A 22,144-nucleotide genomic window follows, 5' to 3' on the forward strand; every position below is an offset into this window, starting at 1 on the left:
GATAACGTCAGGTTTTTTATTTCTAGTTTTTCGTTTCTTTCATACACTAAGAATAGTATGAAAAAAGAAGGTGACTAAGGTGAAATTACATAAAGCTCTTCAGCCAAGTTTTATAAAACGAATGTACTATATGAGATTTTTAGGGAAATTTACAAAAGCTGAGAAAGAGAAGAGTGGAGAGAATTTCTTTGTACAATGCTTATCGCCAATACCATTCACTTTACAGGAACAATTTACAAATGAACCATATGTATTTGAAGGGTTATGTAGCAATAAAAAGAATGAAAAAATCTTTTCGGAATTAAAGAAGAGGAAATTAGAAAAGCAACTAGTAATGTTTCGTCTTTATTATGAAAGAGGAAATGTATACGTGGAGTTAATATGTACAGAAGAACCGAAAGAAATAGCAAGCAGCTATAAAATGATTCCGGCACCTAAAGTTACAAATAATAAAAAAAGAGAATCTTTAGAACGAAAACTTAGCAACGGTTATTTATCATTTCTTATGCCAAAATTTCCGAAAGACTTTGAGCCTCCCGAATTATTGTGGCACGATGGAAGACTTTACGGAAACATATCCCTAAAGTCATCAATTAGCTCAATCGCCTATTTTGAACAGAAACGTGAGTGTAAATATATAAACTGCAGTGACTGGACGAAGTATGTAGAAATAGCGGTAGAAGATCAATTATATTTTGTAAGTGATTATGTGTATGAGCAATTAAAAAAACGAATGCATGAAGAAGGTAAGCTAGTTGAAGTAGAGGATATAAAAGTACAAAAAGATGAATGGGAATGGGATGAGCGTGAATCGTCTTTTTTACAGTATGTACAAAGTATGGTGCATAATAAAGGGTTATATTTGGATGAAACGGATATTTATAATTTCCATATAAGTGTAAAAACAAATATGTTAACGATTCTTGGTGGTATACCGGGCGTTGGGAAATCACGGTTTGTGCAAACTTATGCAGAAGCATTAGGGTTACAGTATGGGGAAGAGTTGGTTTGGATTCCGATTTCGCCATCGTATCAAGAACCACATGATTTACTTGGTTACCTTCATCCAAATGGTACTTTTATTGAAAGTGAAACGAAGTTAGTTAGGACGTTAATGAAGGCGAAAGAAAATCCAAATCAACTGTATATAATCGTTTTTGATGAAATGAACATGTCTCATATTGAGCATTGGTTTACTCCGTTTCTATCTGTTCTTGAACTTGAAACAAAAAATCGTATTTTAAACTTGTATGAGGGTGTACAGGATATAGAGAATTCAATTCCATCAACAATTGAAATTGGAGAAAATATTATATTTGTAGGTACTGTGAATTTTGATGAAACAACAAAAGAGCTCTCTGATCGATTATTAGATCGAACGAACCTAATAACGTTACAGAAAATTCCGTTTTGTGAGATGGACATGGAACAGGGGAAAGTCGTATTACATCCACCTTTGAAAGTAACAGCGGGAGAATTTCGGATAAATTGGATGAGAAATAAAGCGATGATTGAAGTGTTTTCTGAAGAAGAATTAGAGCTATTAGATAAGTTGCATGTCGTATTGTCATCACATGACGCGTCTAAGGGAATTTCTTTCCGATGTGCAAATGCCATTGCGACTTATTTGCAAAACATACCGTTCCAAAATAATCATACCTATATGATCAGTAGAGAAGAGGGGTTTGATTTACAAATAAAGCAGCGTGTATTGACGAAAATCAGAGGGACCGAAATGATGGTTGGGCCTTTACTTTCTGAAGAAGCAAAAAGGGGAGCGACCTTAGTACCTCTTTTGCAATCTGCACTTGCAAACAGAGTATCTACATTTGAACACTCTTTAGCATATATACGAGAAAAACGTAGAGAACTGGAGCTGTATGGATATGCAAAATGAAGGGCGTTACGAAACAAAAATCGTTGATACGAATGAAACGCTCCCTTTTGTATTAAAGTTAATCATTGGAAATGAGGGGAAAGGAGATTATATTTTATTAAATCGTCTTTGTACATCTACTACAGCATTAGTTCAATGTATTTATAAAGTACAAGAATTAAAACCAATAAGATTGCAGTACAATTATGAAATTCCAATGAATATTACTTTTATATGGAATAAAGTATATGAGGGACAGAAAAATATAAAAGAGGCTCAATATGAAATAAATGAAAAAAAACAAAGAGTATTAATATATGAACATGGGAAAACAGAATTCTTTTATCCATGGCGCTGTGGTTTATACCATTTTGAAGTGCGTATAGAAGATACAACGTATTATGGCGCATTTCAAATCGTACCGAAAAACTTTTTTGATGATCAATTTGAAATGATTCAAGACTATGTGAAGTCAATTTTAAATGAGTTGATTTTGGATAGAGGTTACTATAAAAAGACCTTCTCTGCACTTAGCGATATTGAGGATTCTTCTTATTTAGTGTTACTTAGAAAGTTACCCCAAAAAATGAAAATGATAAAGCAAATCTTTAAGAAAATAGAATCAAGCTCAAAATTTATAAATGAATATAAATGGGAAGGAAAAGAGCGAAGGCCAACAAGAAAAGGAACTATAGTGGCAGAACGAAAACCTTATGCCAAACATTATAATCGTAAGTTTATGGAACAAAAAAATAGTAAGGAAAATGCATTTCTTAAATATAAAGCGATGCAATTCTATCATTATTTAATTGAAGCAAAAAGTTTTTTACGTCAAACAATTGAAATCTTAGAAAGAGAAAAAAAGAAAAAATCAGAAGAGTTTCAAGCCGTAAAAACGATTATACAAACAATTGAGCGTAATGGATCGGTAACTGATAGAGAGAAGCAAAAATATAAAAATATACATTTACTAAAAGAAGCCGATTTACGAAAGAGCTCAATGAAAATACAAGAATATAAAATATTGGCGCATATTGTGCGTGAAAATGTACAATACTTTCAAATGTTAATGCATTCTTCGTTTTGGAGGGAAGTTACTGAAACAAGTAACATGAACTTACATGATTTACCGATACCACATCAACAATTACTACATCATTTAGAAGTACTCCCGCAATATACGGATCAATCTCCATCGTTATTATTTGTTTATAAGCCAACGTTTTTAGTGTATGAATATTACGCTTTTTTTATCGTTATTTCAATTTTAGAGCAAATTGGTTTTGAAGCTAGAAACTCTATCCGTGAACAAATACAAGAACATTTTTATGTAGATGGATTACAAGATGGAACGACAGTAGTTTTAGAACGAGATGATATAAAGGTGCATGTTGCATTTAATGACTTAATTGAAACACATCCTCTTATTGCATTAAGTAAAGGTAGTAATTTTTACAATGGTGAGGATACGAAGAAGCCAGATATTCGCTTAGACTGTTATGTAAAAGAAGATGGGAAATACGTATATAAATCTTCTATTATTATTGAAGTGAAGTATAGTCCAATGTACAATATTTTTCAGCACGTCGGAAATACGAAAGCAACTGAGCAAATGTATAAGTACTGGTCTATAAAGTATGTAGAAGAACAGGATGGAAAGCGAGTCTATTATCGAAGGTCAATTTATGAAGTCATTTGTGTATATCCAGGAAGCCATATGCATAGTAAAAAAATTGAGTCTGGATGCGGTGTTTTCTTGCAGTTATATCCATATAAGACGAAACAAGGGGAAGAGAAATTAGCTGGAAAACATGGGATGGTACAAATTTTTGAAAAATGGTTAAAAAGCATTAAGAAGTAAAAGAAATCCTTTTTCATAAAGGATTTCTTTAGATTAAGAAGAATTATATGCTGTATGGAAAGAAACATAATGTAATTTAGATTTGAAAAGTGATACAAATGTGTTATTAAAAGGAATGTGAGCGCGGGATAAAAGTCGATTAAATTGGAATCTAATTCATTTTGCAGAATATAATAAGTCATAAATATTTTTAGTTGCATACGAAGATTTGTTCTTATATGATAGATAGTGAAAGCGTTATCAAAAACAGAGCGACGATGGGAAAGGCGGTTAAATATGTTCCAGCGTGTTCAAACAAAGGAAGAACATTTTGGGTTCGAGCAACTATGGGGAGATTTTTGTGAAGAAAGAAACTTAATGTTCGTAGAACGTAATTTAAATCCATCACGATTTTTATTAATAGAAGATGAACATCCTATTGGTACAGTGGAATGTATTAAGTATACGGTACCTGAACAATCAAATTCTGAGTTTTTCTATCCGTTTTCTAAAAATGATTTAGTAAAAGATTTGAAGAATGTATATGAAATAGGCAAGTTAAGTATTTCGAAAACGTCTCGTGGGAGAGGACATTTCAAAAGGCTAACAGCTATTTTATTTATACATGCGTTAGAAACAAAAGCTGAATGGTACATTGCAGCAGTAACAAAAAGAATGTATATGTATTTACTTACACTTGGTTTTCCAATTGAGCCAATAGATAATCCATTTCAGTTTCATGATACTTTACAAGGTGTACCAGTAAGAATTCATGCTCGAAAAGGGGTTACGCATTTGTATTCTTTAAAAGAATTTCGTGATGTGATTCAAGGGAATGCTCATGCACAGGCATTAATTGCAGAATACAGTAAAAATATTATGTTAACGAAATAAAGCGAAGTGAATATGTATAATAAAGAGAATAATATTTGTATAGGATATAACTCTTCATTAAAAAAGACCCTTATTATTTTAATAAGGGTCTAAAAATTATAATCCAAATATACTAAAAATCATTTTGCGGCGCTTCGGTTTCTTTTCTCGTTCATATGTTGGTTTTGAATCAGGAGTAATATAAATGGGTTCTTCTTTCGTTAGGGCAGCTTCTAACTTTTGAATTCGCTCTAACATTTCCTCCATTTCACGACGGTGTTGTAAAAGTTGGTACGTGACGACATCATTTGCCTTATCTTGCATTTGTTCTTCCATTCGATCAAGTCTTCTCGTAATAGTGTTTAATTGATCAGCTAATTGCTCAAAATCATTGGGTAATATGTTTTGAACAATTGTATTAACTTGAGTTTTTAATTCCTCAACTTCATTTGAGGAAGCCTTTTGAGTAGATTGAGAATTTTGAGATTGCTCTATTTGAAATCGATGGTGTTCTAACATTTGATCGACATCCTCTTGTGTGAAAATAAAGTGGCCATATTTGTTTTTCTCTATCGTAAGATTTAATTGTTGTGCGATCCGGACAACAGCCTTTGGGCTAACACCTAATTTCTTTGCGATAAATGGTGTTTTATATTCCAAAATAATCCCTCCTATATATATCCTGTTGAATGATTTCGAGCTATGAAGTAAGTTCCCTTCTAGTGCGACAAAAGAAGTGTGGAATCGGCAAAGAAAGTGTTTTTTCACGAAATTGAGTTGAGAAGAATAGTTCGTTTAAATAAAAATGTTTTATCGTAACATTTAGAATAATTTGACGAGTGTAAATGAATTAGATTATCATAATGATAAATATCTTTTTTATGTATGCATATAATATATAAAAAGGTGGTTGCTAATGTAGAATTTTGTTAGAGTATTAGAATGCTTACTTCACTTGAATAAAATTAAGTAGGAGGTGGCTTCCTTGCTTACAAAGTAAGTAAGGAAAAGTATTTGGACATATATAGTATAAGTATAGTGATTGTTTTAATTGCTTTAACGGCATTTTTCGTTGCAGCAGAATTTGCAATTGTTAAAGTGAGAAGTTCACGAATTGACTATTTAATTGCAGAAGGAAATAATCGTGCAACATCGGTCAAAACAGTCATTACAAACTTAGACGAATATTTATCTGCTTGTCAGCTGGGAATTACTGTTACAGCTTTAGGAATTGGGTGGTTTGGTAAACCTGCGTTAAAGCAAATGTTTGATACGCTTTTTGCAAATTGGAATATCTCTACTCAACTAGCAGACATTTTTGCTGTAATTTTAGTGTTTTTGTTAATTACTTTTTTACATGTTGTAATAGGTGAATTGGCCCCAAAAACATTTGCAATTCAAAAATCTGAACAAGTGAGTTTACTTGTTTCTAAGCCGTTAATTTTCTTTTATCGTATTGTATTCCCATTCATTTGGCTATTAAATGGTTCAGCTCGAATCATTACGAAGCTGCTAGGGCTGAAACCGCCGAAGGGACATGATGAGGTTCATTCAGAAGAAGAATTACGGTTGTTAGTTTCAGAAAGTTATAAAAATGGTGAGATTAATCAATCTGAATATAAATATGTGAATAAAATTTTTGAATTTGATGATCGCATTGCAAAAGAAATAATGGTACCTCGAACTGAAATGAATATTATAAGTAAAGAGATGCCTGCTGAAGAAGCTTTGCAAAAAATGTCTCGTGAAAAATATACAAGGTATCCAGTTGTTGATGGCGACAAAGACCACGTAATAGGTTTTGTGAATTTTAAAGATATTTTTACTGAATTTGTACAACATAAAGCTGTTAATAAGAAGACAGTAGAGCAATATATGAGACCAATTATTTTAGTTATCGATTCTATTCCAATTCATGATTTGTTTTTAAAAATGCAAAAAGAAAGAACGCATATTGCTATATTGATAGATGAATATGGTGGAACATCTGGACTTGTTACTGTTGAAGATATTCTGGAAGAAATTGTTGGAGATATTCAGGATGAGTTTGATACGGATGAGCAGCCAGAAATTCAAAAGGTTAGTGAAACGAAGACGATACTAGAGGGAAAAGTACTTGTTAGTGAAGTGAATATGTTATTTGGTTTAGGGATTGATGATGATGGTGTTGATACAATCGGTGGTTGGATTTTAACGAAGAATATAGAGATTGCTGAAGAGGATTCCATTGAAATTGAAAATTATAAGTTTTGTGTGAAAGAATTAGATGGACATTATATAAAAAGATTAGAAGTTACAAAGATAGTAGAATCGATTGTTATTTTAGAAGATGAAAAACAAATTTCGTTACAAGAGCAAATTAGCTCGTAAACTCTGCTATATAGCAGAGTTTTTTTGAGCATAATGTTTTTTGAGGGATAAGGGCTATGATACAATGACATAAGTCAAACCTTTCACTAGGTGAAGTATTGTTGTATACATATATTTGGAAGGAGAAGAAGTATGAAAAAGCATTTATATATAAATGGAGATTGGAAATCTGTAAACACGTATAAACCATTATATGCACCATATTCTGAAGAAACATTAGCGGAAATTGCACAAGGCACGGAAGAAGATGTAAAAGAGGCTGTTACCGCTGCAAAAAATGCAATGACAAAAATGAATACATTATCTGCATATGATCGTGCGACTATTTTAGAGAAAGTTGCACAAAAAATGGATGAAAGAAGAGAAGAATTTGCAGAGATTATTGCAAAAGAAGCTGCAAAACCAATACGTGCTGCAAGGGGAGAAGTAGATCGTACTGTTCAAACATACAAATTTGCAGCTGAAGAAGCGAAGCGTATATATGGTGAGACATTGCCATTAGACGCCGCACCTGGTGCAGATGGGCGTATTGCATATACAATCCGAAAGCCGATTGGGGTTATAGGGGCTATTACACCATTTAATTTCCCATTAAATTTAGTAGCGCATAAAGTTGGACCAGCAATCGCTGCCGGAAATACAGTTGTATTAAAGCCAGCTGATCAAACGCCATTATCATCTTATGCATTAGTTGAGTTATTTGAAGAGGCAGGATTGCCAAATGGAGCTTTAAATATCATTTCTGGTCCTGGCTCCACGGTTGGTGAGGCAATCGTCAAAAATGATTACGTTGCTTCTATTACTTTTACCGGAAGTCCAAAAGTTGGAATCGGAATAAAACAAAAGGCTGGGCTAAAACGAGTTACGTTAGAACTAGGCTCAAATGCTGCTGTTATCATTGATGAAGATGTAGAGTTAACAGATGAAATAATTGAACGTGTAAAATGGGGAGCATTTGTTAATAATGGACAAGTTTGTATTTCAGTACAACGTGTTTTTGTACATGAAACGAAAATGCATGAATTTCTTTCGAAGCTAAAGAAAGCGATGGAATCAGTTGTTGTTGGTGATCCACTGCTTGAGGAAACGGATGTATCAGCTTTAATTTCAAAAAGAGATGTAGAGCGAATTGATATGTGGGTTCAAGAAGCAATTAAGGAAGGAGCAACTGTTTTATGCGGTGGTAAGAAGCGGGATGCACGAATTTTTGAACCGACTGTATTAAAAAATGTTCCAAATCATGTATCTGTGCAGTGCCAAGAAGTATTCGGTCCACTCATGACAGTAAATACATTTAAAGAATTTGATGAAGCGATTGAGCAAGTAAATAATTCGCGTTACGGCTTACAGGCAGGAGTATTTACAAATAATTTATTTAAAGCAATGCGTGCAATTGATGAGCTAGAGGTTGGTGGTGTCATGATTAATGATATTCCAACGTTCAGAGTAGATCATATGCCTTATGGTGGCGTGAAAGAAAGTGGCACGGGGCGTGAAGGAATTAAATATGCAATAGAAGAAATGACAGAAATGAAATTAGTATGTATTAAAAAATAAAGTAGAAAAACTTAAAACTTGCACTAAAAAACGAGTAGGAAATGTTTACGATTCCATACTCGTTTTTTACGCTTCTAGTAACTATTTAATTAAGTGTAACTTTTACTTCATTTCTTGTTTGAAAATAGTATCTTCTACATAAATTTGTTCTTTATCTACAGCAGTAGCATGAGTTAATACTAAACCGATTGGTGTTTTTGTATCTTTATTTTGAACAATTGTAAAAGGAACATTTTTTTCGTTTGCTAATTTAATGTATTTTGATAAATGTGGGTAAGCAATGCCACCATTTAGGAGGAGTTGTAATGATTGAGAAGGGCGCATGCTACCCGCCACTTCAGAGTATACATTACTTTGCATTACTTGACCGATCGTTAAAGCGATTTCCACACGCTCACGTAATGTAGTTAAATACATATTACGTTCTTCTGGTTTGTTTTGCTTTTGGCCGTAAATGCCTTCTTGGAGATAATCTTCCACATTTTTATTTACCATATTTTTCACACCTTTCATTTTCTATTGTACGCAAGAATTAAAAATGATGCAAAAAAAGTCGTTTTGACTACGGAAATAATGAAAATATGTGAAGGAAAAAGGGGATTTGCATACAATTAGTTAAATAAGAAAGAAAAAATAATTTTATCAACAGAAATTAACAAAATGTGACAAAAATCTATTAACGAATCGTATTTTTTGTGTTAATATTCAAAATATAAAGGGTATTCGTCGTATGGAAATGGAGGGAATGGAGGTTTTTCCAATCGATAAGGATATTAAAGAAATATTTTGTTCACACTTGAAAAACAATAGGCACCAATTCGTAGAGAACTGGAAAAACAAAATGATAATTTCCGAAAAAGATCCATTTAAACTAGAAGTAGTTCAAAATGGAGAGGATTTACTAGAGTTAATTATCGAACTTACTATGGAAGATAAAGATATAAATTATCTTCAACCGTTATGTGAGAAAATTGCTATTGAACGTGCTGGAGCAGATGCGAATATTGGAGATTTTGTTTATAACGCAAACGTGGGAAGAAATGAACTTTTCGAAGCGATGTGTGAATTAGATGTTAGCGCTCGTGAATTGAAACCAATTATGGCAAAAATACATACTTGTTTTGACAAATTAATTTATTATACCGTTTTAAAATACTCGGAAATTATATCGAAGAATTTAGAGGAAAAACAGCAATATATTAACGAAACACATAAAGAAAGACTGACGATTTTAGGACAAATGTCAGCTAGTTTTGTACATGAATTTCGTAATCCGCTTACTTCCATTATGGGGTTTGTCAAATTATTAAAGGCAGATCATCCGAGTTTATCGTATTTAGATATTATTTCGCATGAATTAGATCAATTAAATTTTCGTATTTCGCAATTTTTACTCGTATCAAAAAAAGAAATGTGGAATGAATCGGAACGGTTTTGGCTTAATGACTTGTTTCAAGACATTATACAATTCTTATATCCGAGTTTGGTCAATGCGAATGTTTTGATTGAAAAGAATTTACCGTATCCAATTCCGCTTGTTGGTTATCGGAGTGAAGTGAGACAAGTATTTTTAAACATATTAATGAATTCAATTGATGCTCTTGAATCAATGAAAGAAGAACGAAAAATTATCATTGATGTATTTGAAGAAGATCAAGCTATTCGAATTGTGATAAAAAATAATGGACCAATGATTCCAGCTGAAAATGTAGAAACGATTTTTGAACCATTTGTAACTACTAAAAAGTTAGGAACTGGTATTGGATTATTTGTATGTAAACAAATTGTGGAAAAACATAATGGATCCATTATGTGTCGATCAGATAACGATTGGACAGAATTTCAAATTGCATTTCAAAAATAAACAGTCTACACCAAATGAATGGTGTAGACTGTTTTAATTTGTGAGTATAACGGCTTCTAATTTAGGATCTTTAGTTGAATAACCTACTATTGAAATTGTATAAATAACATTTGGTTCAACATTGAATTTCGGTATAGTCAATAAAACGTTTTTATTATCTGCGAGTGAAATTTCAATATCTGCTGTACCAGGGCTAACTTGCAAAAAATCTGTTATTTGTTTAAAGAGTACATTTTCAAATAAATGATCCCCATCTTTTAAATCTACGTTTACAACAGGGGTATCTGGAGAGAAATGTGCAAACCGTATTTTGGCTTGACCAGCTGGTAAATGTGTATTATCAAGTATAGGCTGTAATTGTAGGTGATTATCACTATTTATTGCAGCAAGAGTATAAGTATGATTTCCCATTATTGGTACCAACGCTGAAAAGATTGGAGTTTCATTTCCGACAGGAACAATGTCTATACGGTATTTACCTTGCACTAATGATAAATAAGGGCTGAATTGCTTAAATGAAATATTTTTAATAACTTTTTGTCCGTTTACTAAAATGTCAACTGCTGGTATATTTGGATCGGCATGAAAAATTCTTATATGTGACGGTAAAGCAGCTTCTTGTGAGTCTCTTGTTTCATACGCCTGTACAAGTTTTGATAGTGCATCGTAATATTTCATATATAATTCTATATATTTTTTAGGATTACGAAACTGATAGTAACGTGCGAGCTGTTCGTATTGCGTAACTTCTTGTCCATATTTTTCGATTTCAGATTGAGACATGAACATTCCTCCTTTGTCATCATTAAAACTATATGCGAAGCAAGAAAGCGGTTATGCAAAAAAAATGATTTTATAAAGGGAAAATTAAAAATTGACAACAAATATGTTTTCATAAAGAGGTGCTGGTGCTTACGAGAATTTCGCAGAGTAAAGCAGTACATATGACTGTACGAAAGTAAAATAAATGCCAAATTGAAAGTGCATTTCAATTAACATATTGAATACATGTCCAAAAATCGCTAGAAAACTAGGGATTTTTTTAATTATAGGCAAATACACATACAAAGTGATAATTGTCCTACATAAATTATAAAGGAAAGATACTTTGAATCTGAGGAAAGGAGTGCCACTTCGGGATAGGGATATCCCGATAGTAATTGTGAATGAAGTTATGAAAAGGTTTTGTGTTATAGGCTGTAGGATGAATTTGTAAACTTCATTTTTCTATTTATTTTAGCAATTGACAGTATTAACCCATAAGAGAGCGTCATGACGAACTGATTAGTGTGGTTAATCGGTTCTTTTTTTATAGTTTAAAACTGAAAAGTTTACATAATGAATAGGAATCTGAATTGATTAGTAAGGTGGGTGTCGAAATTTGTTTTAAAATATGCAATTTAAAGTAGGATAATAGGAAGGAGTTTAACGGGAGTTCCGTCGAAGTGTACAGAATGTCGGCATTTAAGGACAGCTGGCATTATGCTATAAAAACATTTGGTGATGTAGTCATTTCATATAAAAAGGAGGGTTATTTGGGCGTATAGAAAAGGGTTGGTCTTCGTTTTTAGTTCTGAATTTTCTGTTTTATAAAAATTTTTAAGCACTCATTTGTATATTTTATAATAGTTTTTTGATAAATTCACTGCTTTTGCAGAGGATTCTTTTTTATGAAAGAAACGTCAATTTTCTTCATATATATATACAAATTGGAGAAATGGGGGAGCGCTATGCGCGATTACTTAATTAAACCACTTGTTGGTCAGCCGTATCCAATGATTTCACATGGAAAAGGTGTTTATTTGTATGATCAAAATGGCAATAAATATTTTGATGGTTCGTCAGGAGCAATTACGGCAGGTATTGGGCATGGCGTAAAGGAGATTGCAGACGTTATTAAAAAGCAAGCTGAGGAGATTGCTTTCGTTTATAGATCACAGTTTACGAGTGAACCAGCTGAAAAATTAGCGAAGAAGTTAAGTGATTTAAGTGTAGGAGATTTGAACTGGAGTTTTTTTGTAAATAGTGGTACGGAAGCGAATGAAACAGCTATGAAAATTGCAATTCAGCATTTTCAAGAGCGAGGTATTCAAGGGAAACATAAAATTTTATCAAGATGGATGAGTTATCATGGTATTACGATGGGTGCTTTATCGATGTCTGGGCATCCACTACGTAGACAACGTTTCGTATCTATTTTGGAAGATTATCCGACTATACCAGCTCCATATTGTTTCAGATGTCCTGTTCAAAAGGTATATCCAACTTGTCAGCTGGCATGTGCGACTGAACTAGAAAGATCAATTGAAAGAATTGGTGCAGAGCATATTGCTGCTTTTATTGCTGAGCCGATTATCGGAGCAGCTGGAGGCGCGGTTGTTCCGCCGAAAGACTATTATAAAGTCATTAAAGAGATTTGCGACCATTACGATATTTTATTTATTGCGGATGAAGTAATGACTGGGCTTGGTCGTACTGGAGCATGGTTTGCGATGGAGCATTGGGGCGTAGAGCCGGATATTATGACACTTGGTAAAGGGTTAGGAGCGGGATATACACCGATGGCAGCGACAGTTGTAAGTGATCGTGTTATGGAACCAATATTACGTGGATCACGTTCAGTAATGAGCGGTCATACGTTAAGTGCAAATCCATTGTCTGCAGCAACGGCTTTAGCTGTTATTGAATATATGGAGAAACATAATCTTCCTGAAAAAACAGCAGAAAAGGGAGAGTATTTAATAAAAGGCTTACAGAAAATTCAGCAACAATCGACAATCATTGCTGATGTGCGCGGAAAAGGGTTGCTAATCGGAGTAGAATTGCAACCGTTTACAAAAGCGTCAGAGCTTATTTCAGTTGCAGCTAAAAACGGCCTGCTTTTATATCAAGCAGTTTCAGGGCAAGCAGGAAAAGAAGATAGTGCACTGCTTGTAGCACCGCCAATGACAACTACATATTCCGAGTTAGATGAATTACTTTCAATTTTCTCTAAAAGTGTGGAAGAGATGATGCAAAAAGGAGGGCATAGTATCGCATGACAACTATTACAAATACATTCGGTAAATTAAAAGAAATTGAGGAAGTAATTTCTTTGTTCCATGATGATATGACATTAATGTTTGGGGGATTTGGAGGGATTGGATCCCCTCCATCTTTAATACAGGCAATTTTAGAAAAAGGCGTTACAAATTTAAATTTGATTGGAAATGACACTGGATTTCCTGATGTAGGTATCGGTCGTCTTGTTACAAATGAAAGAGTTAAATCACTAATTACTTCTCACATTGGCTCCAATCCAAATGCAGGAAGGCAACTAAACGAGGGAAGATTACAAATTGAGTTTTCTCCGCAGGGAACATTAGCAGAGCGCATTCGCGCTGGTGGCGTTGGTCTTGGTGGTGTTTTAGTTGATGTTGGTGTTGATACGATTGTGGAAGAGGGAAAACGAACAGTTGAAATGAATGGTAAGACCTACTTAGTTGAAACAGCATTAACTGCTGAAGTTTCAATTGTATATGCAAAAAAGGCAGATCCGTTTGGTAACCTTGTATTTGACAAAAGTGCACGAAATATGAATCCTCACGTAGCGATGGCTGGGGATATAACAATTGTAGAAGCGGAAGAAATAGTCCCGCTTGGAAGTTTAGATCCAGAGGAAATTGTCGTTCCAGGTGTTTTCGTAAATTATATTGTACCGTCGGAAGGAGTGAACTGGAAATGGGTATGGGCGTAGAAGTGAGGGATAAGATTGCTAGGCGTGCGGCGAAAGAAATACAAAATGGTATGATTGTAAATTTAGGTATTGGCATACCATCGCTTGTACCAAATCATTTGCCTGACGATATAAATGTTATGTTTCATGCGGAAAATGGAATCGTGGGCATGGGACCAACGCCAAGTAAAGGGAATGAAGACGAAAATTTGTGTAATGCAGCAGGTTTACCAACTTCTCTTATAACAGGAGCGAGTTATTTCGATAGCTGCACAGCGTTTGGGATGATTCGAAAAGGTTTGCTAGACATAACGATTCTTGGTTCATTACAAGTAAGTGAAAATGGCGATTTAGCAAACTGGATTGTACCTGGAAAACGTGTTCCAGGTATTGGTGGAGCAATGGATTTAGCACAAAAAGCGAAGCGGGTCGTTGTTGTGATGAATCATGTTGATAAGTACGGAAATGCAAAAATTGTTTCAGAGTGTACATTGCCATTAACTTCAAAGAAATGTGTAGATTTAATTATTACTGATATGGCAGTCATGGAGGTAACTCCGAGTGGACTTATATTACAAGAATTAATGAGCCCATACACAGTAGAAGATGTAAAACGACATACAGAAGCTGATTTTCAAATTAGTTCTAACTTACTAGTAATTGAATGAAGGGAGATGTAATATATGGAGCAATTAAAAAAGCAAGTTTGTGATTATATTGAGAGCCATGAAGAGGAAAGTGTGAAATTTTTAAAACGATTAATTCAAGAAAAGAGCGTATCTGGTGATGAAAGCGGTGCGCAGGCAATTGTGATTGAAAAATTACGTGAATTAGGTTTAGATCTCGATATATGGGAGCCCTCCTTTTCTAAAATGAAAGATCATCCTTATTTTGTATCACCCCGTACAAGTTTTTCAGATAGCCCAAATATTGTAGCAACTTTAAAAGGAAGTGGCGACGGGAAATCTATGATATTAAATGGGCATATTGATGTAGTTCCAGAAGGGGATGTGAATCAGTGGGAACATCACCCTTATAGCGGTGAGAAAATAGGGAATCGTATATATGGCCGTGGAACGACGGATATGAAGGGCGGAAATGTCGCACTTATGCTTGCGATGGAAGCGATCATTGAATCTAGTATTGAATTAAAAGGAGACATCTATTTTCAAAGTGTAATAGAAGAGGAAAGTGGTGGAGCAGGGACATTAGCAACTATATTACGAGGATATAAAGCAGATGGTGTCATTATTCCAGAGCCTACTAATATGAAGTTTTTCCCGAAACAACAAGGTTCCATGTGGTTTCGTCTACGTGTAAAAGGGAAAGCTGCACACGGTGGAACGCGCTATGAAGGGGTTAGTGCAATTGAAAAAAGCATGTTTGTTATAGAACATGTAAGAAAGCTAGAGGAGAAAAGAAATAGTCGAATTACAGATCCGTTATTTAAAGGAATTCCAATTCCAATTCCAATTAACATTGGCAAAATTGAAGGAGGGAGTTGGCCAAGTTCTGTTCCCGATGAATTAATTTTAGAAGGAAGATGCGGTGTTGCGCCGAATGAGACTATAGAGGCGGCAAAAGAAGAGTTTGAGAATTGGATTGTTGAATTAAATGATGTGGACAATTGGTTTGTTGAAAATCCGGTAGAAGTAGAATGGTTTGGAGCGAGATGGGTTCCTGGTGAATTAGAAGAAAATCATGAACTCATTACAACACTTCATCATAACTTTGTTGAAATCGAAGGGAACGAACCAATTATTGAAGCATCTCCGTGGGGGACTGATGGAGGTTTATTTACACAAATTGCAAACGTACCAACAATAGTATTTGGTCCAGGAGAGACGAAAGTAGCACACTATCCAAACGAATATATAGAAGTTGATAAAATGATAGCTGCCGCAAAAATTATTGCATGTACATTACTAGATTGGTGTGAGGTGAAAAAATGAAATACTATGAATCTTTTAGAGAACAGACGAATTGTTATACAGTAGAAGGCGTTTTAGATTATTTTAATAAACGTATCCGGGTAGATCACTATACAGGAAATGTTGAAAGTATTATACAGACAATTGACGAACTAGCAGAGAAACATTCTTTCACTAAATGTATTATTAAAGGAAAGGGAGAGCATGTTTCAACATGGCTCTCTTTCGGTTTTTTGTTGGAAGCAACGATACCTCATTATTTTCAAGGACACGATGCATACTTTTTTGTGAAATATAATAATGATGAAAGACGAAATAGTATGCATTGGACTGAGGAAGATACTATATTAAGCGGTGTAAAAGGAAAAGAAATAAAAGAAAAAGTAGTTCCAGAGAAATTTTTGCTGAGAAAAGCGACTGAAGAAGATGCAGAAGAATTAGCAATTGTCTTCGGAAAAGTATTTGAAGTGTATCCGACACCTTTAAATGAAGCGAGTTATGTATTACAGACGATGAAAGAAGACGATACAATTTACTACGTGTATGAATTTGAGGGGAAAATTATTAGTACAGCATCTGCAGAAATGAACATAAAGGAAGGGAATGCAGAATTAACGAATTGTGCTACTTTACCTGAATATCGTAAACATGGATTTATGAAAAGTTTACTAATTAAATTAGAGGAAGAGCTTCGAGAAAGATCTATTTTCTGCTCCTATACAATTGCTCGATCGCTTTCTTTCGGAATGAATGCTGCCTTTCATCAATTAGGCTATACGTATACAGGAAGACTGGCGAATAATTGCTACATTTTCGATAAGTTGGAAGATATGAATATATGGGTGAAAGATCTATCTAGTTATTCGAAAGCAGTAAAACTTCCGTCTCAAAATTTGGTTGTAAAGCAAAACAGTTAGGTGGAGCTGGGTGTTCGAAAAGCTGTACTAATTAGAGTTTCGAGTTATCTAATTAAAATATAAAATTGGTCAAAATTATAGAACGGAATCGTCATGCTTACAATCGCACATAGGTGTGCCGAAAATTCGGCATGTAATTGCCGGATTTTCGGCAAGAGGGGGGATGACATTGCTAGCAGTTTCGACACAAGAAGTCATTGAAGCGATTTTGGGCAGTATTGATGAGGCTATACACGCTGTAGATGAAAATGGAATTACAATATTTTATAATTCTGTAGCTGCAAAACACGATGGATCCAAGATTGAAAAAGTGTTAGGGAAACATCTCTTAGAAGCGTTCCCGTCTTTATCAAGGGAAACGAGTACATTGATGAAAGTACTAGATACAAAAAAACCTATCGTACATCAGGTACAACATTATCAAAATTTAAATGGTGAAGATGTTTGTACAGTAAATACGACGTTACCTATTTTTATAGATGGGAATATTGCTGGGGCTGTTGAAATTGCAAAGGATTACTCTACAATTCAAAAACTTACTGACACAATTGTTGACTTACAGTCGAAAATAAAGCGATCATCTAGAAAAAAAGTGATTAAAAAGCACGCTGCATTTGAGACGATAGTGACAAATGATACGCGGTTTAAACAGACGAAAGAGTTAGCACAAAAAGTAGCACCAACAGACGCGAATGTTTTAATATATGGTGAAACAGGAACAGGAAAAGAACTGTTCGTACAAGCAATTCATGAAGCTTCTAAAAGAAAAAACAAGCCATTTATTGCACAAAACTGTGCAGCTTTACCAGAGTCGCTATTAGAAAGTTTATTGTTTGGAACGACAAAAGGAAGCTATACGGGAGCGATTGAAAGAGCTGGGCTATTTGAACTTGTTGATGGTGGTACATTATTTTTAGATGAACTGAATTCAATGCCACTTGATTTGCAGGCAAAAATGTTACGAGTGTTAGAAGATGGAGTCATTAGAAGAATTGGTGATAATAAGACGAGAAAAGTAGATGTTCGTGTTATTACCGCAATGAACCAGCCTCCAGAAATATGTTTACGAGAGAATAAAATTCGCACTGATTTATATTATCGCTTAAACGTATTTTCATTATATATCCCACCGCTTCGTGAAAGAACTGAGGATGTACTATTATTAGCATCTTATTTTTTGAAAGAATATAATAAAAGTTATAAAAAAGGTGTACTTCAAATTGATGAGGAAGCGAAAGATAGACTGCAAGCTTATCAGTGGCCTGGAAATGTCCGGGAGTTAAAACATACGATTGAACATGCTGTTATTATTGCAGAAGGGAATACATTGACAGCCAATTGTTTACCACGTACATTCCGGAAAGAGAAGTTTTCGAAGAAGAAGGGTATAATGCCACTTAGAGAAGCACTTCATCAAACAGAAAAAGAATTAATAGATCAAGCGTTGATTGAAACGGAAGGGAATATATTACAAGCCGCAAAAATGTTGGGTATCCCTCGTCAAACGCTTCAATATAAACTGAGCAAGTACGACAAAACCGCCGAATAATCGGCGGTTTTTGTGTGTTTGCACCAATAAAAGAGCGTTTACATATATAAAAAGTAATGAATATGATGTTAAGTATTGATTTCATACAACGCTTAAAAATATTTTTTCGCTTATGTAATAGGGTTCTCCGCACATTTACTTATCAACAATGTAAAGTTGGCATAACTATTGCTTATATAAAGGATGAGCGTATAAAAAGGGGGAATAGCAATGTTACATGATGTATACAAACCAAATCGTCACTGGAAGGATATCGAATTATGGAAAGATGTTACTGAAGAGCAATGGAATGATTGGGTTTGGCAATTAACGAATACGATCAAAACGTTAGATGACTTAAGAAAAGTGATTAACTTAACACCTGAAGAAGAAGAGGGCGTTAAAATTTCAACGAAAACGATCCCGTTAAACATTACACCGTACTATGCTTGGCTAATGAATCCTGATGATCCACGCTGTCCGATTCGGATGCAATCAGTACCGATTTCGGAAGAGTTATATAAAACAAAATATGATTTAGAAGACCCACTTCACGAAGACGAAGATTCACCAGTTCCAGGGCTAACACATCGTTATCCGGACCGTGTACTATTCTTAGTAACAAATCAATGTTCTATGTATTGTCGTTACTGTACACGTCGTCGTTTTAGTGGACAAATTGGAATGGGTGTACCAAAGAAACAATTAGATGATGCAATTGCTTATATTCGTGAAACGCCACAAGTACGAGATGTATTAATCTCCGGTGGTGACGGACTTCTAATTAACGATAAAATTTTAGAATATGTATTAAAAAATTTACGAGAGATTCCGCATGTTGAGATTATTCGTATCGGAACGAGAGCACCAGTAGTATTCCCACAACGTATTACAGAAAACTTATGTAACATTATTAAAAAATACCATCCAGTATGGTTAAATACACATTTCAATACATCTATTGAAATTACTGAAGAATCGAAAAAGGCATGTGAAATGTTAGCGAATGCTGGTGTTCCAGTCGGAAACCAAGCAGTAATTTTAGCTGGTATTAACGACAGCGTTCCAATTATGAAAAAACTTATGCATGACTTAGTAAAAATCCGTGTACGTCCATACTACATTTATCAATGTGACTTATCTGAAGGTATCGGTCACTTCCGTGCACCAGTATCTAAAGGTCTTGAAATTATTGAAGGTTTACGTGGACACACATCTGGTTATGCTGTTCCGACATTCGTTGTTGATGCGCCAGGCGGAGGCGGTAAAATTGCACTTCAACCAAACTATTTAATCTCACAAAGTGCAGATAAAGTTGTACTTCGTAACTTTGAAGGTGTTATTACGACGTATCCAGAGCCAGAGAGCTATATTCCAGGAAGAGCGGAAGGATACTTTAAAGAGATTTATCCGAACTACGAAGAAAAACGTTCAGATGTTGGTATCGCAGGTCTTATGAGCGATAAGAAATTTAACCTCGTTCCAGACGACTTACAGCGTATGAACCGTCGTAAAGACTACGAAGATAATGATACTCATGCATCTTTAAAAGATAAACGTGATAAGCGCGATCAATTAAAAGATAAAAAATATCAAGCACAAATGGCTAAGTTAGAAGAAAACGACAAAAAAACTGAGGGTGATGCAGTATGAATTGTATGTGGTGTGACAGTACAGAAGCGAAAGAAAGCTTGAATACTGTATATTGGGAATTACCAGATGGTACGAAAGCCATTGAAATCCAAGAGACACCATGTATTTCTTGTTCCTCGTGCGGGATGGACTATCAATCAGACCATACAGTAAAAGAAATTGAAGATCAATTATTCTTAATTTACACGAAAGATTTACCAAAACAACTAACATATGAAGAATTAATGGGAAGACCGCGTCTATTAAAAAGAAATTATTTCGACTTTTAACCAGCTTTTATGCTGGTTTTTTTCTTTTTTGCCTTGTATAATGTACCCAAGTTAGAAAGGTAGGGAATATTTTTGAAAAAGACATTTTACCATTATATGATGAAGCATCGTGCAGCTTTATTTAGAAATGAAATTTCAGATTTAGCAGAGGCGATGTATGATGATTTAAGTTTTCCGAAGCAATCTGAAGACTATGATGAAATTAGTTCATACTTAGAGTTGAGCGGAATGCTAGAAAGTATGTCTATATTTGATGAAGCCTGGGATTTATACATACAAGATAGATAAAAACTATTTGAAAACATACAGAATACATTACTTTATTTAAAGTGAAGTATTCTGTATGTTTTTTTATTATGAAATTTGTTGATTTGAAGCTAGTCTAGTTACTAGCTTTTGTTTGAGTGTAATTTAAATTTTATAAGATTATATTTTTTATTGAAAAAATTTATGAATATAAGCTTCTGTGATAAGCGTTTTTATGTAGGTTGCATATACTGATATCAAAATCACGACGTCAAAAAAAGGAGAGATAGAGATGGCAAGAAAAAAACAACCTAAATACAACGTAGGGGACATAGTCGTGATTACGCTATATGGAACCGTTGGGAAAATCACAAATATGAAGGTTTTAGATGGAGTTTATGTATACGAAGTCAATAATCACGATGGATTTTACGTAGAGCAAACTTTGCAGCACGTTACAGAGCAAGATATGAAAAAGGGCGATACGGAGTGGATTGAATTAAATTATAATTTCACGTTTGGTGATCTTGTGCAAGTAACTGGATATGATAAAGATGTTTTCCGTATTGTTGGTTTTCGTACAGAAGTATGGAGATATAAGAATGACGCATGGGAAGATACAATTTATGAATTGTCACGGATTACGGATGGTGAATGGTTAGAAGCGGATGAATCAGATTTAACGTTACTCGCCAATGCTCAAACGGCAAATGCAATTTTGAAGAAAATGAAACAAGATAAAGCAGGTATGAATAAATTAGATTTAGGAAAGTTAAAGTCAATTAACAACTCGAAAAAAGTGAGTGTTAAGACGAATCGTCAAGAAATCATTGATGGATTACTTGACATTTATAACGATTATCAATTATTGTTCGATACATTTAAAGATGAAGAATATAAAATTGTAATGGATGTTGTTCATAATTATTTAGTTAAATTGACAGAGAAAAAATAGTTAACTAGAAAGAGAGAATAAATTGAACAACAACATATGCAGTATAAGGTATGCCTACAACTATTAAAAAAATAAAAAGCCACTTTATAAGAGAGTCTGCCCATTGATCCTCATGCATGAACTCTTCTTTTGTTTGTCCTACTTCATATTGATTTTCCATTATTATTTCCCCCTTTGAATAGCTTGTACTACAATCGTATGCATCTCGTCCAAAGCTTATGACCTATAAAAAAATAAAATCTATTTTTCTAATCTCATATACATAATTTTGAGATTTTTTCATAAAACAGAAATAAAGGAGTGATGCTCATGAAGGAAATTGAAGTCGTGATTGATACGGAAGAGATTGCGGAGTTTTTTTATGAGCAACTAATTGAAAGAGGGTACGTCCCAAAACGAGAAGAAATTGAAGATCTCGCAGATATTACATTTGAGTATTTATTAGAGAAATGCATGATTGATGAAGTTTTTGATGAAGAGGATGAATGAAAGTAACGACGGGCATAACTCGTCGTTTTTTACTCTTTACAAACCTGTCACAAGTATAGTC

Annotated in this window: 21 protein-coding genes; 17 read left to right on the plus strand and 4 right to left on the minus strand. The window is 34.2% G+C overall.

Translation table 11 applies throughout. From position 1 onward, the window contains the following. Window positions 1-79: 79 nt before the first annotated feature. From HFD78_RS14745 to HFD78_RS14755, 3 genes are all read left to right on the plus strand, one after another. Window positions 80-1,897 (plus strand): AAA family ATPase, encoded by a 1,818-nt coding sequence (locus HFD78_RS14745; protein ID WP_000766197.1) that lies wholly within the window; start codon window positions 80-82, stop codon window positions 1,895-1,897. Then, complete coding sequence (locus HFD78_RS14750) at window positions 1,887-3,737, plus strand: hypothetical protein (protein WP_001178734.1); 1,851 nt, start codon at window positions 1,887-1,889, stop codon at window positions 3,735-3,737. Before HFD78_RS14745 ends, HFD78_RS14750 begins: the two co-directional genes overlap by 11 nt. Window positions 3,738-4,013: 276 nt before the next feature. Continuing rightward, entirely contained in the window at window positions 4,014-4,610 is a 597-nt protein-coding gene (locus HFD78_RS14755) for a hypothetical protein (protein ID WP_000487795.1), read from the plus strand. A gap of 96 nt (window positions 4,611-4,706) precedes the next feature. Here the strand turns inward: HFD78_RS14755 and racA are convergent, their stop codons facing one another. Beyond that, complete coding sequence (gene racA, locus HFD78_RS14760) at window positions 4,707-5,249, minus strand: chromosome-anchoring protein RacA (RefSeq protein WP_000456021.1); 543 nt, start codon at window positions 5,247-5,249, stop codon at window positions 4,707-4,709. A gap of 354 nt (window positions 5,250-5,603) precedes the next feature. On the opposite strand from racA, the gene HFD78_RS14765 reads away from it, so the two are divergent. Beyond that, window positions 5,604-6,959 carry a hemolysin family protein gene (locus HFD78_RS14765; protein WP_002103042.1) on the plus strand — a complete coding sequence of 452 codons (1,356 nt, stop codon included), beginning with the start codon at window positions 5,604-5,606 and terminating at the stop codon, window positions 6,957-6,959. Window positions 6,960-7,091: 132 nt separating this feature from the next. After that, entirely contained in the window at window positions 7,092-8,516 is a 1,425-nt protein-coding gene (locus tag HFD78_RS14770; RefSeq protein WP_000716458.1) for an aldehyde dehydrogenase family protein, read from the plus strand. Window positions 8,517-8,618: 102 nt separating this feature from the next. Here HFD78_RS14770 and HFD78_RS14775 read toward each other — a convergent pair whose 3' ends face one another. Next, the gene (locus HFD78_RS14775; protein WP_000247557.1) at window positions 8,619-9,011 is read right to left on the minus strand and encodes a YueI family protein; all 393 of its coding nucleotides are present in this window, start codon (window positions 9,009-9,011) and stop codon (window positions 8,619-8,621) included. Window positions 9,012-9,246: 235 nt separating this feature from the next. Here HFD78_RS14775 and HFD78_RS14780 point away from each other — a divergent pair, with 235 nt between their 5' ends. Further along, complete coding sequence (locus tag HFD78_RS14780) at window positions 9,247-10,380, plus strand: BA2291 family sporulation histidine kinase (protein WP_000425086.1); 1,134 nt, start codon at window positions 9,247-9,249, stop codon at window positions 10,378-10,380. A 33-nt stretch (window positions 10,381-10,413) separates the two neighbouring features. Here the strand turns inward: HFD78_RS14780 and HFD78_RS14785 are convergent, their stop codons facing one another. After that, complete coding sequence (locus tag HFD78_RS14785) at window positions 10,414-11,163, minus strand: DUF4397 domain-containing protein (protein ID WP_000083284.1); 750 nt, start codon at window positions 11,161-11,163, stop codon at window positions 10,414-10,416. Between the two features lie 947 nt (window positions 11,164-12,110). Here HFD78_RS14785 and HFD78_RS14790 point away from each other — a divergent pair. From HFD78_RS14790 to HFD78_RS14835, 10 genes are all read left to right on the plus strand, one after another. Next, a complete protein-coding gene (locus HFD78_RS14790; protein ID WP_001205880.1) occupies window positions 12,111-13,421 on the plus strand; it encodes an aspartate aminotransferase family protein in 1,311 nt (436 codons plus the stop codon). Further along, a complete protein-coding gene (gene atoD / locus HFD78_RS14795; RefSeq protein ID WP_000208107.1) occupies window positions 13,418-14,116 on the plus strand; it encodes an acetate CoA-transferase subunit alpha in 699 nt (232 codons plus the stop codon). Before HFD78_RS14790 ends, atoD begins: the two co-directional genes overlap by 4 nt. Next, window positions 14,101-14,763 carry a CoA transferase subunit B gene (locus HFD78_RS14800; RefSeq protein WP_000525278.1) on the plus strand — a complete coding sequence of 221 codons (663 nt, stop codon included), beginning with the start codon at window positions 14,101-14,103 and terminating at the stop codon, window positions 14,761-14,763. Before atoD ends, HFD78_RS14800 begins: the two co-directional genes overlap by 16 nt. Before the next feature lie 15 nt (window positions 14,764-14,778). Next, window positions 14,779-16,047 carry a peptidase gene (locus tag HFD78_RS14805; protein ID WP_000436691.1) on the plus strand — a complete coding sequence of 423 codons (1,269 nt, stop codon included), beginning with the start codon at window positions 14,779-14,781 and terminating at the stop codon, window positions 16,045-16,047. Beyond that, complete coding sequence (gene ablB, locus HFD78_RS14810; RefSeq protein ID WP_000878597.1) at window positions 16,044-16,943, plus strand: putative beta-lysine N-acetyltransferase; 900 nt, start codon at window positions 16,044-16,046, stop codon at window positions 16,941-16,943. Before HFD78_RS14805 ends, ablB begins: the two co-directional genes overlap by 4 nt. A 163-nt stretch (window positions 16,944-17,106) precedes the next feature. Beyond that, entirely contained in the window at window positions 17,107-18,492 is a 1,386-nt protein-coding gene (gene rocR / locus HFD78_RS14815) for an arginine utilization transcriptional regulator RocR (protein WP_011110073.1), read from the plus strand. Between the two features lie 210 nt (window positions 18,493-18,702). Further along, the gene (kamA, locus tag HFD78_RS14820; RefSeq protein ID WP_000902142.1) at window positions 18,703-20,124 is read left to right on the plus strand and encodes a lysine 2,3-aminomutase; all 1,422 of its coding nucleotides are present in this window, start codon (window positions 18,703-18,705) and stop codon (window positions 20,122-20,124) included. After that, complete coding sequence (locus HFD78_RS14825; protein WP_000995763.1) at window positions 20,121-20,393, plus strand: YokU family protein; 273 nt, start codon at window positions 20,121-20,123, stop codon at window positions 20,391-20,393. Before kamA ends, HFD78_RS14825 begins: the two co-directional genes overlap by 4 nt. A 72-nt stretch (window positions 20,394-20,465) precedes the next feature. Continuing rightward, complete coding sequence (locus HFD78_RS14830) at window positions 20,466-20,681, plus strand: YozE family protein (protein WP_000750717.1); 216 nt, start codon at window positions 20,466-20,468, stop codon at window positions 20,679-20,681. Between the two features lie 250 nt (window positions 20,682-20,931). Next, window positions 20,932-21,594, plus strand: a complete 663-nt coding sequence (locus tag HFD78_RS14835) for a hypothetical protein (protein WP_000101499.1) — start codon at window positions 20,932-20,934, stop codon at window positions 21,592-21,594. A 4-nt stretch (window positions 21,595-21,598) separates the two neighbouring features. Here the strand turns inward: HFD78_RS14835 and HFD78_RS14840 are convergent, their stop codons facing one another. Then, entirely contained in the window at window positions 21,599-21,754 is a 156-nt protein-coding gene (locus tag HFD78_RS14840; RefSeq protein WP_000431486.1) for a DUF3930 family protein, read from the minus strand. A 149-nt stretch (window positions 21,755-21,903) separates the two neighbouring features. Here HFD78_RS14840 and HFD78_RS14845 point away from each other — a divergent pair, with 149 nt between their 5' ends. Beyond that, a complete protein-coding gene (locus HFD78_RS14845; protein ID WP_000658451.1) occupies window positions 21,904-22,083 on the plus strand; it encodes a YozD family protein in 180 nt (59 codons plus the stop codon). The last annotated feature ends 61 nt before the right edge of the window (window positions 22,084-22,144 follow it).

The organism is Bacillus sp. EKM501B (assembly GCF_011800505.1).
GTDB classification, from domain to species: domain Bacteria; phylum Bacillota; class Bacilli; order Bacillales; family Bacillaceae_G; genus Bacillus_A; species Bacillus_A cereus.